This window comes from Streptomyces radiopugnans (assembly GCF_900110735.1).
GTDB classification, from domain to species: Bacteria; Actinomycetota; Actinomycetes; order Streptomycetales; family Streptomycetaceae; genus Streptomyces; species Streptomyces radiopugnans.
The window spans coordinates 70,236-86,044 of the sequence record NZ_FOET01000001.1 but is presented as its reverse complement, the minus strand read 5'-3'; the positions used below and the strand labels follow the sequence as shown (position 1 = coordinate 86,044).

Sequence of the window (15,809 nt, the reverse complement as noted above, 5' to 3'; positions counted from 1 at the left end):
GGTTCCGGCGGGCGGTGGCGCGGTTCCCCTGAACCGGATATCGTCAAAGTGACGACATTGGGGGTAGCATCCGTCCCATGAACACCGCAGACCTGGGCCTGCCGGTCGCCGTGCCGTCCACCGCCCTCTTCACCGACCACTACGAACTCACCATGGTCCAGGCGGCGTTGCGCGGCGGGACCGCCGACCGGCGCTCCGTCTTCGAGGTCTTCACGCGCCGTCTGCCCGAGGGCCGCCGCTACGGCGTGGTGGCGGGCACCGGAAGGGTCCTGGACGCGGTGGCGAACTTCCGCTTCGAGCCGGAGATCCTGGAGTTCCTGCGCGAGCGGGAGGTGGTGGACGAGCCGACCCTGAAGTGGCTGGCCGACTACCGCTTCCGCGGCGACATCAGCGGCTACCCGGAGGGCGAGGTCTACTTCCCCGGCTCGCCGGTCATGCGGGTGGAGGGCACCTTCGCCGAGTGCGTGCTGCTGGAGACGGTGATCCTGTCGATCCTCAACCACGACTCGGCCGTCGCCGCCGCCGCGTCCCGGATGGCCGTCGCGGCCCGGGGGCGCCCGCTGATCGAGATGGGCGCGCGCCGCACCCACGAGCTGTCGGCGGTGGCCGCGGCGCGGGCCGCGTACGTGGGCGGCTTCTCCACCACCTCCGACCTGGCCGCGGGCTTCCGCTACGGCATCCCCACCGTCGGCACCAGCGCCCACGCCTTCACCCTGCTGCACGACACCGAACGGGACGCCTTCACCGCGCAGGTGGGGTCCATGGGCAGCGGCACCACGCTCCTGGTGGACACCTACGACGTGGCCGAGGCCGTCCGCACCGCCGTGGAGGTTGCGGGCCCCGGCCTGGGCGCGGTGCGCATCGACTCCGGCGACCTGCTGCTGCTCGCCCACCGGGTGCGGCAGCAGCTCGACGAGCTGGGGGCGCGGGACACCAGGATCATCGTGACCAGCGACCTGGACGAGTACGCCATCGCCTCCCTGGCCGCCGCCCCGGTGGACGCCTACGGCGTGGGCACCCAGCTGGTCACCGGCAGCGGGCACCCCACGGCCTCGATGGTCTACAAGCTCGTGGCCCGCGCCGACTCCTCCGACCCCGGCGCGCCGCTGCGCCCGGTGGCGAAGAAGTCCATGGGCGGGAAGCTGTCGGTCGGGGGCGTGAAGTGGGCCGCCCGGCGGCCGGACGCGGACGGCGTGGCCGAGGCCGAGGTCGTCGGCACCGGCGAGGTGCCCGCGGAGCTGGCGGACCACCTGCTGACGGTGGACCTGGTGCGCGGCGGCGAGATCGTGGCGCGCGAGCGGCTGGAGGCTGCCCGCGAGCGGCACCTGCGGGCCCGCGACGGGCTGCCGCTGTCGGCGACGCAGCTCTCGCGCGGCGAACCGGTCCTGCCCACCGAGTACACCGGGGGGTGAGCGCAGCGTGTCCTCGCACTCCCGCGGCGGACGCCGAGTGTCTAAGGTCGGACACGTCCCGTCCCCGTCCCCCCGCGGACCGCACCGGCCGCGGGCCGCGGCCGCGGCGGCCGGCCACAACAGTCGTCCGCGGCAACAGCCAGCCACAGCCACTCCAGCCGAAAGGTGTGCACCATGCACCGGGCCCTGATCGTCGTAGACGTCCAGAACGACTTCTGTGAGGGCGGCAGCCTCGCGGTGGCGGGGGGTGCCGACGTGGCCGCGGCCATCACCGACCTCGTCGGGCAGAGCACCCCCGGATACCGCCACGTGGTGGCCACCCGCGACCACCACGTCTCCCCGGGCGACCACTTCTCCGACCACCCCGACTTCCGCCACTCCTGGCCCGCGCACTGCGTGGCAGGGACCGAGGGCGTGGGCTTCCACCCGAACTTCGCCCCGGCCGTCGCCTCCGGTTCGATCGACGCGGTCTTCGACAAGGGCGCGTACGCCGCCGCCTACAGCGGCTTCGAGGGGAAGGACGAGAACGGCACCCCGCTCGCCGACTGGCTGCGCTCCCGTGATGTGGCGGAGGTGGACGTGGTGGGCATCGCCACCGACCACTGCGTGCGCGCCACCGCGCTGGACGCGGCCCGCGAGGGCTTCCGCACCCGGGTGCTGCTCGGCATGACGGCCGGGGTGGCGGCGCGGACCACCGAGCTGGCGCTGGAGGAGATGCGCGGGGCGGGCGTGGAGCTGTCGGGCGAACCGGTGGTCCGCGCCGCCTGAACGCGGCGGCGCCGGCCCTGCGGTCCTAGCCGGCCGCGGCGCGGCGCAGGGCGCCTATGGGCCGCCAGAAGCCGCCCTCCGCGTGCGTCCCCTCGTCGGCCGGTGCGCCGGCGGCGCCGTGCTGCGGGGCCGGGCGCCAGACCAGGCCGTCGGGGTGGTGCAGTACCGCGCTGATCTCGTCGGGGGTGGGCGGGTCGGTGTTGCCGCGCAGGTAGACCGCGCGCAGGCCGAGGTTTCTCAGCCGGGTCAGGGCGCGGGCGCGGTTGGCCGCGTGGACCAGGAAGCGGGCACGCTGCCCGCCGTGCCCCGGCCGGGGCACGGAGAGCGCCACGACCACGCTGCCGTCCGGCAGCCTGGTCCAGCCACCGCCTGCCATCTTCACCACTCCCCCGTTATACACCACGTCAACAAAGGCCACCCGCCCTCGGGCGGTACGCGCATTCTCAGCACGATCGGCCGCCGCCCGCTAGGGGGCGACGGCCGACCGTTCACTGCCTTACCGAGCTGACCTGCCAAAACGCAGCGTCACCGGGGTTTCACTCGGGTGTCACCTGGTGGAGGGTCCGACCTGGACGGTCATCGTCCTGCCGTCGAGCGGCTGGTTGACGATCGTGATGCGGGTGTTGGTGTCGGGCACCTTCACACTCGCGGTCGGGTTGGACTCGTCCCAGTACGTACCCTTGCGGTCGTCGAAGTAGGGCTTGCCCATCTTCCAACCGATCTTGGCGGCCTCGCCGTTCTTGTGCAGGGTCATGCCGCGCGTCGGGTACCAGCTGAAGGTGGAGTCGTACGACTGGATGCGGTTGCGCATCGTCGTCCCGTCGGCCCACTTCTCGGCCTTGGGGTGCGCGTCGATCGGGAGGACCAGGCCCTCACCCGGGTGGACGCTGGTGTTGTTGTCGAGCTGCGAGGTGTCCCACAGCCAGATCAGCAGACCGTTCTGGTAGGCGTAGCGCTCGACCCAGTCGGGACGGGTGTTCGCCCAGCCGAAGTTGTACGGGCCGGTCTTCAGCGTCTTGTCGTACGAGACGTACTGGCGGTTCTCGGCGATGTAGAACTGCGGGTAGGAGTTGGAGAACGAGCCCCCGATGCGGGAGAAGCCGCTCGCCGTCCACCCGTTGTCGTCGCCCTCGGCGCCGTCGGTGACGATCGCCTGGCCGTCGGCGGTGATGGTGATCTCGTCGGCGGTGAAGCCCTTCTCCGCCACACCGCCGTCGGTGCGGTAGTGGAAGCGGAGGTCGATCTTCTTGCCGGCGTAGGCGTCCAGCGGGAAGGAGAGGTCCTCCCAGCCGCCGGAGAAGCCGTCGAGGGCGGGGGCGCCGGAGGCGTCCTTGCCGAGCGGCTCGCCGTTGCGGGTGCCGTCCAGGGCGGTCCAGGTGGCGCCGCCGTCGGTGGAGACCTGGGTGTAGAGGTAGTCGTAACCGGCCTCGATCTCCCACCAGCCCTTGAGGTCGAGCGACGCGGAGGAGGCCCCGGTCAGATCGACGGTACGGGTCAGGGAGTTGCGCAGGTCGTCACCGCTGCCGCTCCACCACTGCTTCTCGCCCGCCGCGGGCTCGACGACGGTGGTCGTGACCTCCTTCTCGGGGAGTTCCACGATCAGCGCCTGCGGGTTCTTGCCCTGGTGGGCCGAAACACCCAGCTTGTGGCGCGACTTGGTGGCGGCCTTGGCCGTCTCGTAGTCCAGCCAGCCCAGGGACAGCTTGTCCCAGGCCGTCATCTCGCCGGCCCAGTCGCCGATGGCGTCCTTGCCGTTGTTCAGCCAGGAACCGGACGACATCAGAGTCCAGAAGGCGGTGGAGTTCTCGCCGCCGTTGGTGTCGTACAGGTCCGGCAGGCCGAGGTCGTGGCCGTACTCGTGGGCGAAGACGCCCAGGCCGCCGTTCTCGGGCTGCACGGTGTAGTCGCCGACCCAGATGCCGGTGTCGCCGATCTCGGTGCCGCCGGCCTTGTTGAACTCGGGGCCGGTCTTGCCGTAGTCGGTGCCGTAGGCGTACCAGCGGTGGGCCCAGATGGCGTCCTCGCCCTGCGCGCCGCCGCCGGCCGACTCGTCCTCGCCGGCGTGGACGAACTGGAAGTGGTCGAGGTAGCCGTCGGACTCGTTGAAGTCGCCGTCACCGTCGAAGTCGTAGCGGTCCCACTGGTCGTACTCGGCCAGCTGGGCCTTGATCTCCTCGGTGGTGCTGCCGGCGGCCTTCTGGTCGGCGACCCACTGGTTCACACCGTCGCGGACGGCGTCCCAGACGGTGTTGCAGGTGCTCTGACCACAGGCGTTGTTGCCGTAACGAGCCTCGTTGTAGTCGACCTTGACCCAGTCGGAGACCATGCCGTCGACGGAGTACTTACCGGAGGACTGGGTCTCGTAGTACGTCTTGAGCGAGCCCTTGCCCTCCCCGAAGTAGATCTCCTCGAAGTGCTCCTGGCTGAAGTCCTCCTTCCACAGGGTGGTGTTGTCCTGCTCGCGGTCGGGCTCGGCGATCTGGTTGTGCAGCGGACCGGGGGTGCCGCCGAACCTGGGGTCGATCTTGTCACCGAACTCGAGGAGAATGGTGAAGATCTTGTCGGTCTTGGTCTGCTCCATCTCGACGTACTTGTCGTCGCCGAGCTTCATGACCTTGGAGCCGTTCTTGGTCACGGGCTTCTGGCCGGAGGCGAGCCGCTCAAGGGCCGCGAGGCGCTGGGAGCGCTGCTTCTTGGTGAGCGGGCCGGGCAGGTCGTGGTCGACGTGCTTGCCGTCCTTGTCCTTGCCGTGCTTGTGCCCGCCCTTCGCGTGGTCGCCGTGTTCCGCGGCGGCCGGGTCACGGCCGTCGGATGCGGTGCCCTCGTGGGCGTAGGCGGTGCCGGCGGTCAGAAAGGTCGCCCCTATGACGGCGACCGTCGTGGCCAGGGCGGCGGATCTGATCGTCCTCCGTTGGCTCTTCACTAGGTATTGCCCTCCCCATGCATGGCCATGGCACGTGTGTGCACACGTGTGGAGGCATTCGACATGAGCGGCGGCCGAAAAAACAGCCCTTGATTTGAACACGCCACGCAAGTACGTTGTCCGGCTACCCAGTTGCGGAGTCCGGAGACCGGACGGTAACGGCCGACGACGGTGCGGCCGGGGCGTGACTCCGTGCGCCCCCTGTGCATCGGCGCGTCGGTGGCGGCGAGTCAGGTCGCGCTTACCCGCGGCTGCGTACGGGCATCCGGCATCGTAGAGTCGTTCGACGGACCACGTTCGCCGTCCGGCGACCTCGCCCCCGGTCAACCACCGATCCCGGAGGACGGATTCCGTCATGCCGCGTCCGAATCCCGCACAGCTCGCCTACGGCTCGGCCACCGTCATCCTCTCGGCTCTCGCGATGCTGCTGGTGTCGCAGGCGCGTTCGGGAGCCGGGATCGCGGTCATCGCGAGTGCGGCGCTCGCGCTCGGACTGCTCGTCGCGGCCAGGGTGCCCCTCCGGCGCTCCTCAGGGACCTCGCGTACGGCGGCCGGCGCGGTGCCCGCGCAGCGCCGCGCGCAGAGCGCCGACGACGGCCGGCGTCTGGCGGAGACCTCCTCGCGCCGCTGACCCGGCCGGGTCGCGGGCCGGTGGGCCGCGCGCACCGGCCGTACGGCCTTCTCCCGCGCCGGGCGCTCCGCCCGCGCCGCCCTCCTCGGGGCGGCGCGGCCTCCGTATCCGGCACGGCCTTCGCGTTCTCATGCTCAGAGTCGACCGCGCCGCGGCGCACCGCGCATCAGGAGTGGGCCGTCCGGGGGACTCCCCGGAGCGTCATCCGGCCGGAGCGGATTCCTCGGTACCGCGCGCCACGAAGGTGCGCGCCGCCTTGTCGTGCCAGCACTGCCGCCACGGCCGGTCGAACAGGCACCACAGGACGTTCACCACGCCGATGCCCACCGGCGCCAGCAGTCCGTACACCAGCCAGCGGCGCAGCGCGGCACCGAAGGAGGGGGTGTCCTGCTCCTCGATGTCCAGCACTTGGACGCCGAACAGCTTCTTGCCGAGCGTGCGGCCCCAACGGGCGGTTGGCAGCACCTCGTAGAGGAGGCCGAACAGGAACAGGGCGCCGAGCACGATCGCCAGGTAGACGCCGGTGGTGCCGTCGACCAGCCAGATCTGCCGTGTCTCACCGGCCTGTTCGGCCGCCTCCACCTGCTCGCGGAAGTGCTCGGCGCTGGGGCCGGCGAACGGGAGGGCCACCGCCGCGGCCACCGCCGCGGTGAGGACGCCGTCCACCAGGCGGGCGCCCAGCCGGCGTCCGAGCCCGGCGGGGCGGGCCTGCCGCTGGGCGGCCCGCAGGAAGGGGTCGTCGACCGGAGGACGCCAGGGCACGACCTGCTCGGGACCGCCGGGCCGCCCGGCCGGCGACTGCTGCTGCGGTACGGCGGGGGCGGACGCGTGCGGCAGGGGGGCGTGGGGCGCGGAGACCGGAGCGGCGGACGCGGGGGCGCGCTGGGCCAGTTCGTGCACCTGCCGCGTCCAGGAGGGCTGCTCGGAGGCGGGACCTGCGGGTGCGGCGGGGGCGGGGGCGGCAGATGCGGCGGGTGCGGCGGGGCCCGCCGGCTCGGCGGGCGCGGGCACTGCCGCGGGCGCCGCGGGCGCGCCCGGCACCGGTGCGGCCGGGACGCCCGCAGCGGGCGCCTCCGTACGGCGCAGCCCCACGGTGTCCTCGCGCCTGACGGGCCGTCCGCCCGCCGCCGGAGCGGTGCCCTCGGGACGTACGGGCCGCATCCGCACGGTGCCCTCGTCGCGCGGCTGCGTGTTCCCGGTTCTCTCGCCGTCCACCGGCCCGGCGCCCTCGGCGCGGCCGGAGCCGCCGCGCGGGTCCGGGCCCGGTCCCAGCGCCTGCGGGGCACGGCCCGCGCCCAGCGCCGGTGGCGAGGCCGGGGCCGCCCCCTCACCGGCACCGCCCGCACCGGCCGCACCGCCCGCGCCCCAGGAGACGCGGCCGTCCCGCTCTCCGTCGAAGCCCGTCTGCCGGGCGGCGTCGGCCTGCCAGGCGGACGCGGGTTCGGGCCGGACACCGTGCAGCCGGGAGGGGTCGTCCCATGTGGTCACCCGGTCCCCCGGGCGGATCTCCACCTCGCCGCGCCCGCGCGGCTGGGGCAGGAGGTCGCCCGGAGCGGGCGCCGGGGCCGCGGTCCGGTCCCCGGCGGTCCCCTCCTCGTCAAGGAAGACCGGGCCCGTCTCCTCCTGCGGGGACTCACCCGGCACGGAGGGCGTGGGCGGTACCGGGGAGGCGGCGGGCGAAGGGGCGGGCGAGGGCGGACGAGGGGCCTGCACCACCACCCCGGGGGGCGCCGCGGGCATCGGCTCGCCCTCGCGCGGTTCGGGGCGGCTCGTTCCCGGCACCCACGCGGCGCCGTTCCAGTAGCGGATGTATCCCGGAATGGACGGGTCGGGGTAGTAGCCCGGGCCCGGGCTGCCGTTGGCGGATGCTGACGGAGGGGCGCTCATGTGTCCGGTCCCGTATCTGCTCGGCCGTCGCTGTGGCGTGTGCCGCTCCCCGTCCGGCGGCGCAACCGGGGAGCGCTGGCTCCACATCTACCAGAGACGGGAGGCCTCTCGCCCCGGCCATCGGCGACCCCACCCCCATCCAGCGACACCGGAGCCCGTCGCCGCGGCGCGGGGAACGCCTCACGCCGCACGGCCGGCGTCCCGCCCCTCCTCCCCGCGCGGTCCGGGCCCGTGACCGGGTGTCAGGAGGCGGGCCCGCCGGCGTCCCGGGCCGCCTGGCGCACCAGCGGGACGATCCGCAGCGGCACCGGGTTCTCCATGACGATGGCCGTGGAGGCCCGCACGATGCCCTCGAACCCCACCACCTTGTCGATCACCCGCTGGAGGTCGGCGTTGGAGCGGGCCACCAGTCGGCAGAGCATGTCGCCGCGGCCGGTGATGGTGTGCAGCTCCAGCACCTCCGGGACGGTCGCCAGGTGCGCCCGTACGTCGCGGCCCTGTCCCTGCCGGATCTCCAGCGTGGCGAAGGCGGTGACCGGGTAGCCGATGGCCGCGGGATCGACGTCGGGGCCGAATCCGCGGATGACCCCGCTGCCCTGCAGCCGGTCCAGCCGCGCCTGCACGGTGCCCCGGGCCACGCCCAGGCGGCGGGACGCCTCCAGTACGCCGATGCGCGGCTCTGCGGCGAGCAGCTCCAGCAGCCGGCCGTCCAGTTCGTCGATGCCCATGGCCCGCCTCCCGATGGTCATCCTGTACAGATCGACCGGACCGTTGGCCCTATCACTGTACAGATTGCTCAGCCTTCACACGAACTATTGCGCATCTTGTGGAACAGCGGGAGCCTGCGGCCATGACTGAGACCATGCACAACACCCCCAGCACCGCCCGGCAGGCCGATCCCTTCCCGGTGAAGGGGATGGACGCGGTCGTCTTCGCCGTGGGCAACGCCAAGCAGGCCGCGCACTACTACTCCACGGCCTTCGGCATGAAGCTCGTGGCCTACTCCGGCCCCGAGAACGGCAGCCGCGAGACCGCCTCCTACGTCCTGGAGTCGGGCTCCGCCCGCTTCGTCCTGACGTCAGTCATCAAGCCGGTCACCGAGCGCGGCCGCTTCCTCGCCGAGCACGTCGCCGCGCACGGCGACGGCGTGGTGGACCTGGCCATCGAGGTGCCGGACGCGCGGGCCGCGTACGCCTACGCGATCGAGCACGGCGCCACCGGCCTGGAGGAGCCCTACGAGATCAAGGACGAGCACGGCACCGTCGTGCTGGCCGCCATCGCCACCTACGGCGAGACCCGCCACACCCTGGTGGACCGCTCCGGCTACGACGGCCCCTACCTGCCCGGCTTCACCGCGGCCAAGCCGATCGTCGCGCCGCAGGAGAAGCGGTTCTTCCAGGCCATCGACCACTGCGTCGGCAACGTCGAACTCGGGAAGATGGACGAGTGGGTGGCCTTCTACAACAAGGTCATGGGCTTCACCAACATGAAGGAGTTCGTGGGCGACGACATCGCCACCGAGTACTCCGCGCTGATGTCGAAGGTCGTCGCCGACGGCAGGCGCAAGGTGAAGTTCCCGCTCAACGAGCCGGCGATCGCCAAGAAGAAGTCGCAGATCGACGAGTACCTGGAGTTCTACGGCGGCCCGGGCGTGCAGCACATCGCGCTCGCCACCAACGACATCGTCGCCACCGTGCGGGCCATGCGCGCCGCCGGTGTGGAGTTCCTGGACACCCCCGACTCCTACTACGACACCCTGGGCGAGTGGGTCGGCGAGACCCGCGTGCCGATCGAGGAGCTGCGCGAGCTGAAGATCCTCGCCGACCGCGACGAGGACGGCTACCTGCTGCAGATCTTCACCAAGCCGGTCCAGGACCGTCCGACGGTGTTCTTCGAGATGATCGAGCGCCACGGCTCCATGGGCTTCGGAAAGGGCAACTTCAAGGCCCTGTTCGAGGCCATCGAGCGCGAGCAGGAGCGGCGCGGCAACCTCTGAGCCTCCGCTCCCGCTCCCCGCGCGCGGTGCACGGCGCGCAGCGCGCGTCCCGCGGCCCCGCCTCCCTGACGGCGGGGCCGCGGCCCGTTTCCGGGCGCGGCGCGGCGCGCCGCCGGGAGGCCCGTCCCGGGAGGGCCGTCACCTGGTGCGGACGACCACGGTGCGCACGATCTTGTCGTGCAGCCCCTGGTGGAAGGGCTTGTCCCAGGTGCACCACAGATAGGCGAGCGGCACGCACATCGCGTTGTTGATGAGTCCCGCCATCAGGTGGCGCCCCAGCGCGGCCCCGAAGCCCACCTGCCCGCCGGTCTCGATGCGCGCCACCTTCAGCCCGCACAGCCGCTTCCCCACGGTGCCGCCGGTGGACGTGAGGACGGGGTCGTAGAGGAGGAAGGCGAAGAGGAGCGAGAAGACGATGCCGGTGATCGCCAGTCCCTCCGTCACGCCCTCGGGGTCGGTGTCCAGGTGGATGGAGCACGGCACGGTGATCCCGGCCACGATCGCCGCCATCACCAGCCCGTCCACCAGCTTCGCCAGGAAGCGCCTGCCCAGCGGGGCCACCAGTTCCGGCGGCGGGCCCGGCAGCGGGGGCGGCGCGTAGGCGTACGGCGGGGGCGCGTAGGCGTACGGCCCGGAGGGGCCGGGCGGCCCGGGCGGGGGCATGTGGGGCGGCGGTACGGAGGGCTGCGGTATGTGGGGCGGCGGAGGCGCCGGGTGGCTCATCGGTGTCCTTTCGAAGGGTCCCCTCCGCCCGGGAGGGGAAGGAAGCCAAGGCCGGTATCCAAGCAGCGCCCGCCCCGGCCGCCAAACCGCCCCCCGCCCCGCGGGGCCGGCCCGCACCCCCGCCAGGGGTGCGGGCCGGCCCCGCGGGGCGGACGCGCCGTCAGTCCGTGACCTGCAGGAGCCGGTCGGGGGAGAGCAGGTTGCCGCTGATCTTGTCGCGGGCCGCGGCCGAGGTCAGCGCTTCCGAGACCTGGGCCGGGGTGGCCGAGGGGTTCCCGGCGAGGTGGATGGCGGCGGCGCCGGCCACGTGCGGGGTGGCCATCGAGGTGCCGGAGATGGTGTTGGCCGCCGAGTCGCCGGTGTTCCAGGCGGAGGTGATCGACGAGCCGGGGGCCAGGATGTCCACGCCCAGGCCGAAGTTGGAGTAGGTCGCCATCGCGTCGCCGCTGTCGGTGGCGCCGACGGTGATGGCCTCGGAGACCCGGGCGGGCGAGTGCAGGAACACCGGCGCGCTGGAGTTGCCCGCCGCGACGGCGTAGGTGACGCCGGACGCGATGGAGTTGCGCACGGCGGTGTCGATGGCGGGGTCGATCAGACCGCCGAGGCTCATGTTCGCCACCGCCGGCTTGCGCGCGTTCTTCGTCACCCACTCGATGCCCGCGACGACCTGGGAGGTGGTGCCGGCGCCGCTGTCGTCCAGGACGCGGACGGCGACGATGTCGGCCTCCTTGGCCACACCGTAGGAGGATCCGGCGAGGGTGCCCGCCACATGGGTGCCGTGTCCGTGGCCGTCGTCCGCGGTCGTGTCGCCGTCGACGGCGTCGTAGCCGTGGGAGGCGCGCCCGCCGAAGTCCTGGTGGCTGATGCGGACGCCGGTGTCGATGACGTACGCGGTCACCCCGCGGCCGGCCGCGTCCGGGTGGTCGTAGACGTCGTCCAGCGGCAGGTCGGGCTGGTCGATGCGGTCCAGCCCCCAGGAGGGCGGGGCGGGCTGGGTGGAGGAGATGGTCACCTTGCGGTCCGGGGCCACGGAGGCGACGGAGGGATCGTCCGCCAGGCGCGCGGCCTCGGCGGGGGTCATACGGGCCGAGAACCCGTTGAGCACGGCGGTGAAGGTGCGGCCGAGCGCGGCTCCGTAGCGCTCGGTCAGGTCCTCGTTCCGCTCCTTCGCGGATGTCGTGGTCAGGGCGCCCGGCGCGCCCTTGAGTATGACGATGTAGCCGGCCTCCCGCTGGGACGGCTGCGCCGCGCCCGCCGGCGCCGCGGAGCCGAGCCCGAGCGCCGCGGCGACCACGGCCGCGGCCAGGCCCACCCCGGTACGGCTCCGGGCCGTTCTCTTCGCTGCCTTCACGCGGATCCTCCTCGTCGTCGGGAAAGGCCTGCGCGGACCCGCAGACCGGCGGGTCGTACTCCGCGCTCCCGCCGTGAGGAGGGTCACTTACTGACGAGTACAAGACAAGATTGCCGGGGGAATCTCCACGCCGGCTCCGCACACCGTCACCGCGGCCCCCCACACACGGGGCCGCCCGTCCCGGTTCGGGCGGTATCGCCGCAGGTCAGCACTGCCCAATGCGGGGTTCCGCACCGCCGGGGCGCAAGGGTCCCGCCCGCCTGCCCCGGGTTCAGCAGCTCGGTACGCGGCCGCCGTCCCGCAGCGCCCTGAGCGCGGCCAGCGCGCCCTCCAGGGTGGTGACGGGCACCAGGCGCAGGTCCTCGGGGAGTTCGGCCCGCGCGTCGTCGCACTCCGCCTCGGGCACCAGGAAGACGGTGGCGCCGTCGCGCGCCGCCGCCTGTGTCTTGAGCGGGACGCCGCCGACCGGCCCGACCTCGCCGCGTGCGGTGATGGTGCCGGTGCCGGCGATCGTACGGCCGCCGGTGAGGTCCCCGTCGTCGATCTCGTCGACGATTCCGAGGGCGAACACCAGCCCGGCGCTGGGGCCGCCGACGTCCGCGAGCCGCAGCTCCACCTCCACCTCGTCCCCGGACATGCCCAGCCGGCGCAGTGCGGCCGTCACCGCCTCCGTCTGCGACTCCTCCATCTGGGCGGTGGTGTGCTCCTCGATCTCCTCGGGGTCGTCGCCGACCGGGTAGACCGAGTCGCGCGGCATCACCGCGCGCTCGGTGTCGAACCAGGCGTCCACCACATCAACCAGCCGGACGGTCGTGTCCGGCGTCGTCGCCGCGATGGTGGTCGCCAGCAGCCGCCCCCGCGACGGCTCCGCCCCGGGGTCGCCGCCACCGGGGTCGCCGGCCCCGTCGACGGTGATGACCTGCCTGCCCCGGTACTCGCCCAGGACGTCCGCGGTGACCCCGGGCTGGGCGACCGAGAACGGCAGCGGGGCGAGCGCGGCGACCGCGAGCAGCGCCGCGACGAGCGTCCCGCAGATCGCGAGGGCCTGGGTACGGGAGGACAGAGCCGGCATGGGGGTGAATCTAGTTCACCGCCGCCCCGCGCGCGGAGCCGGACCGGGTCGGGCAGGGTCGGACCGGGGCGGGTCCGGGCCGGGGGGCCGAGGCGGACCGGGCCGGGCGCCCCGGGACCGGTCCGGTGATCCGGTCCCGCCCGGTCCTTCCGTTAGCGGAGGAAGTCGGCGACCTCCTGCGCCGCCTGCACCACACGGGGGCCCACCTTCTGCGGCACCGACTCCGACAGCATCACCACGCCGACGCTGCCCTCGATGCCGTTGACGCCCAGCAGCGGGGCGGCGGCGCCGCAGGCGCCGGCCTCCAGCTCGCCGTGGGTGAGGACGTAGCCGTCCTCCAGGTCCCGGTCCGGGCGGCGCCCGGCGAGGATCGCGCGCCCCGCCGCGCCCTTGTCGAGCGGGTGGCGGAAGCCGGTGCGGTACGCGACGTGGTAGTCCGTCCAGGTCGGCTCGACGACCGCGACGGCCAGGGCCTCGTTGCCGTCGACCAGCGTCAGGTGCGCGGTGGCGCCCACGTCCTCGGCCAGTGCCCGCAGCGCCGGAAGGGCCGCCTCGCGCACCAGCGGATGGACCTGCCGCCCCAGCCGCAGCACCCCGAGCCCGACACGGGCCCGGCCGCCCAGGTCCCGGCGCACCAGGGAGTGCTGCTCCAGCGTGGCCAGCAGTCGGTAGACGACCGTCCGGTTGACCCCGAGCTTGCTGGACAGCTCGGTGACGGTCAGGCCGTGGTCGGTGTCGGCGAGCAGTTTGAGGACGCGCAGTCCCCGGTCGAGCGTCTGAGATGTCTCCGCGGTCACGACGCCCCCTCCTCCGTTGTGTGCCGGCGACTCCGCTCCGGGAGGTGCGCCGCCGGTCCCGTCGGCGGACGCGCGTGCTGTTCCCGGCGAGCCGCCGGTCGCTTGGCGGGCCGCACCGGCTGCGCTCCGAGGCGACGCTGCCACGGGGCGTGTGCGTGACGCGAAACCTAGCGATCCCGCCCGCCGTCCGGAAGACTCTGTCCAGAATCCGGGCGCCGCTGGCATGGTTTATCCGCATTGCGTACAGCAGCAGGTCACAGCGGTCCGGCTCGGGCCATGGATACGCTCCCATACCCGTACGCAGAGCGCACAGATGCACACAATGGCGCTCATCGCGCCTACCGGACGGTAGAGGGCGCGCGGAGGGCGCGGGCCCTGCCGGGTCCGCGCCCTCCGCGCTCCTGTCCCCGCCCCCGTCTCCGTGCGTGTTCCGCCCGCGTCACCGCATCCGGGTGGCCCATTCGCGCACCTTGGCGATCCGCTGCCGAAGCTGCCCGGCCGTCGCCTCGGCGGTGGGCGGACCGCCGCAGACCCGGCGCAGCTCGGTGTGGATCACGCCGTGCGGCTTGCCGCTCTGGTGCGAGTACGCGCCGACCAGCGAGTTGAGCTGCCGGCGCATCTCCAGCATCTCCTTGTGCGTGACCACCGGACGCCTCTCGGCGGGCGTCTCCAGCAGATCGGCCTCGGCGTCCGGCTTGCGGCGGCTGTGCGCGATCTGCCGCGCCTGCCGCTTCTGGAGCAGCAGCTGCACCTGGTCCGGCTCCAGCAGCCCGGGGATGCCCAGGTAGTCCTGCTCCTCCTCGCTGCCGGGGTGGGCCTGCATGCCGAACTCTGCGCCGTCGTACATCACCCGGTCGAAGACCGCGTCCGACTCCAGTGCCTCGAAGGGCAGTTGGTCCTGCTCGCCGGTGTCCTCGTCCTGCTGCCTCTCGGCCTCCTTGAGGAGGTCGGCCTCCTCCGCGTACGGGTCTGCGTCCTCCCCGCCCTTCTTGGGCTTGTCCAGCACGTGGTCGCGCTCGACCTCCATCTCGTGCGCGAAGCCCAGCAGCATGGGGATGGTGGGCAGGAAGACGGAGGCGGTCTCGCCCCTCCGCCGGGAGCGCACGAAACGGCCGACGGCCTGGGCGAAGAACAGCGGCGTGGAGATGGTCGTGGCGTACACCCCGACCGCCAGGCGCGGCACGTCCACGCCTTCGGACACCATGCGCACCGCCACCATCCAGCGGTCGTCGCTCTGGCTGAACTCCTCGATCCGCTTGGACGCCCCGGCGTCGTCGGAGAGCACGACGGTCGCGGCGCCGCCGGTGATCTCGCGGATCAGCTTGGCGTAGGCGCGCGCCGAGTCCTGGTCGGCGGCAATCACCAGCCCGCCCGCGTCCGGGATCGCCTTGCGGACCTCCGTCAGCCGGGTGTCTGCCGCGCGCAGCACGCTGGGCATCCAGTCGCCGCGCGGGTCGAGCGCGGTGCGCCACGCCTGGGAGATGGCGTCCTTGGTCATCGGCTCGCCGAGTCTGGCCTCCAGCTCGTCGCCCGCCTTGCTGCGCCAGCGCATGTTGCCGCTGTAGGACAAGAAGATCACCGGGCGCACGACGCCGTCGGCCAGCGCCTTGCCGTAGCCGTAGGTGTAGTCGGCCACCGAGCGGCGGATCCCCTCACCGTCCTCGGCGTAGGTGACGAACGGGATGGGGTTGGTGTCCGAGCGGAAGGGCGTACCGGTCAGGGCCAGGCGGCGGGTGGCGGGCTCGAACGCCTCGAAGCACGCCTCGCCCCAGGACCGGGTGTCGCCGGCGTGGTGGATCTCGTCCAGGATGACCAGCGTCTTGCGCTGCTCGCAGCGGTTGCGGTGCAGCATCGGGCGCACACCGACACCGGCGTACGTCACCGCCACACCGTGGTACTCGCGGCCCAGCGGACCCGCGCTGTACTCCGGGTCCAGCTTGATGCCCACTCTCGCCGCCGCCTCGGCCCACTGCTTCTTCAGGTGCTCGGTCGGCGCGACGACGGTCACCTGCTGCACGACGTGGTGGTGCAGCAGCCAGGAGGCCAGGGTGAGGGCGAAGGTCGTCTTTCCCGCGCCCGGTGTCGCGACGGCGAGGAAGTCCCGCGGCTGCTTCTCGATGTACAGGTCCATCGCGGCCTGCTGCCAGGCTCGCAGCTTGCCCGCCGTGCCCCAGGGGGCGCGGCCGGGGAACGCGGGCGAGAGGTGGTGGGACGTGGTCGTGGTAGTCACGGTCTCCGCTGAACTGGGT

The 15,809-nt window shown here is 72.9% G+C and carries 13 protein-coding genes; 4 read left to right on the top strand and 9 right to left on the bottom strand.

Features of this window, described 5'->3' with window-relative positions:
• Positions 1–77: 77 nt before the first annotated feature.
• Complete coding sequence (locus BMY40_RS00325) at positions 78–1,412, top strand: nicotinate phosphoribosyltransferase (protein WP_093654144.1); 1,335 nt, start codon at positions 78–80, stop codon at positions 1,410–1,412.
• Between the two features lie 174 nt (positions 1,413–1,586).
• Positions 1,587–2,180, top strand: a complete 594-nt coding sequence (locus tag BMY40_RS00320; protein ID WP_093654142.1) for an isochorismatase family protein — start codon at positions 1,587–1,589, stop codon at positions 2,178–2,180.
• Positions 2,181–2,205: 25 nt separating this feature from the next.
• Here BMY40_RS00320 and BMY40_RS00315 read toward each other — a convergent pair whose 3' ends face one another.
• Complete coding sequence (locus tag BMY40_RS00315) at positions 2,206–2,556, bottom strand: hypothetical protein (RefSeq protein WP_093655602.1); 351 nt, start codon at positions 2,554–2,556, stop codon at positions 2,206–2,208.
• 171 nt (positions 2,557–2,727) lie between these two features.
• Positions 2,728–5,103, bottom strand: coding sequence for an immune inhibitor A domain-containing protein (locus BMY40_RS00310; protein WP_177213814.1), 2,376 nt, complete (start codon positions 5,101–5,103; stop codon positions 2,728–2,730).
• Positions 5,104–5,458: 355 nt separating this feature from the next.
• On the opposite strand from BMY40_RS00310, the gene BMY40_RS00305 reads away from it, so the two are divergent.
• Positions 5,459–5,734 (top strand): hypothetical protein, encoded by a 276-nt coding sequence (locus BMY40_RS00305; RefSeq protein WP_093654138.1) that lies wholly within the window; start codon positions 5,459–5,461, stop codon positions 5,732–5,734.
• A gap of 201 nt (positions 5,735–5,935) precedes the next feature.
• Here BMY40_RS00305 and BMY40_RS00300 read toward each other — a convergent pair whose 3' ends face one another.
• Complete coding sequence (locus tag BMY40_RS00300; protein ID WP_093654137.1) at positions 5,936–7,621, bottom strand: RDD family protein; 1,686 nt, start codon at positions 7,619–7,621, stop codon at positions 5,936–5,938.
• Positions 7,622–7,863: 242 nt separating this feature from the next.
• Positions 7,864–8,349, bottom strand: coding sequence for an Lrp/AsnC family transcriptional regulator (locus BMY40_RS00295; RefSeq protein WP_093654135.1), 486 nt, complete (start codon positions 8,347–8,349; stop codon positions 7,864–7,866).
• A 122-nt stretch (positions 8,350–8,471) separates the two neighbouring features.
• Between BMY40_RS00295 and hppD the strand changes: the two genes are divergently transcribed.
• Entirely contained in the window at positions 8,472–9,617 is a 1,146-nt protein-coding gene (gene hppD, locus BMY40_RS00290) for a 4-hydroxyphenylpyruvate dioxygenase (protein WP_093654133.1), read from the top strand.
• Between the two features lie 138 nt (positions 9,618–9,755).
• Here the strand turns inward: hppD and BMY40_RS28885 are convergent, their stop codons facing one another.
• From BMY40_RS28885 to BMY40_RS00265, 5 genes are all read right to left on the bottom strand, one after another.
• Positions 9,756–10,340, bottom strand: a complete 585-nt coding sequence (locus tag BMY40_RS28885; protein ID WP_093654131.1) for an RDD family protein — start codon at positions 10,338–10,340, stop codon at positions 9,756–9,758.
• A gap of 160 nt (positions 10,341–10,500) precedes the next feature.
• Complete coding sequence (locus BMY40_RS00280; protein WP_093654129.1) at positions 10,501–11,691, bottom strand: S8 family peptidase; 1,191 nt, start codon at positions 11,689–11,691, stop codon at positions 10,501–10,503.
• Between the two features lie 271 nt (positions 11,692–11,962).
• Entirely contained in the window at positions 11,963–12,763 is an 801-nt protein-coding gene (locus tag BMY40_RS00275; RefSeq protein WP_093654127.1) for a S16 family serine protease, read from the bottom strand.
• A 152-nt stretch (positions 12,764–12,915) separates the two neighbouring features.
• Positions 12,916–13,560 (bottom strand): IclR family transcriptional regulator, encoded by a 645-nt coding sequence (locus tag BMY40_RS00270; RefSeq protein WP_093654126.1) that lies wholly within the window; start codon positions 13,558–13,560, stop codon positions 12,916–12,918.
• 439 nt (positions 13,561–13,999) lie between these two features.
• The gene (locus tag BMY40_RS00265) at positions 14,000–15,790 is read right to left on the bottom strand and encodes a DEAD/DEAH box helicase (protein WP_093654124.1); all 1,791 of its coding nucleotides are present in this window, start codon (positions 15,788–15,790) and stop codon (positions 14,000–14,002) included.
• Between the last annotated feature and the right edge of the window lie 19 nt (positions 15,791–15,809).